This is a genomic window from Bartonella vinsonii subsp. vinsonii, from assembly GCF_902825235.1.
In the GTDB taxonomy this organism is placed as follows: Bacteria; Pseudomonadota; Alphaproteobacteria; order Rhizobiales; family Rhizobiaceae; genus Bartonella; species Bartonella vinsonii.
Window position 1 is genome coordinate 1 of record NZ_CADEAJ010000083.1, and the last position, 352, is coordinate 352.

The 352-nt window shown below is 47.4% G+C and carries 1 protein-coding gene; it reads right to left on the reverse strand.

The window, feature by feature from the left end:
• Positions 1–352, reverse strand: a 352-nt coding sequence (locus J7R12_RS08750) for a two-partner secretion domain-containing protein (RefSeq protein ID WP_208439085.1), incomplete at both ends; no start/stop codon positions are given.

The window sequence follows — 352 nt, forward strand, 5'->3', positions numbered from 1 at the left end:
ACATTTTTTAAGGAAATTTTTCCATCAGCAGAAAGCTGCAACTGCCCCGCATTCGCCGCCATATCATGACGCATCCGAACGCCAACGCCTTGTTCTGTCGCTACAAGTTTAATCTGATCCGCCTGTAAAGCACCTAAAGCAGAGCCATCTATCGCATATTCCGGTTTGCCGGTAATATCGGTGAGCTCCTTCATTTGACGAGAAGCATAATCAAAATGCCCCGTTCCAGCACTCACCCCAATATCCTTGCCCGCAACAGCTCCTTCAAAATGCACCGTGCGTGAAACAATATCAACAATATCAACAGCCCCCTTGCCAGAGAAAAAATTGGCTCCCTTTGCTCCAAAGGTGA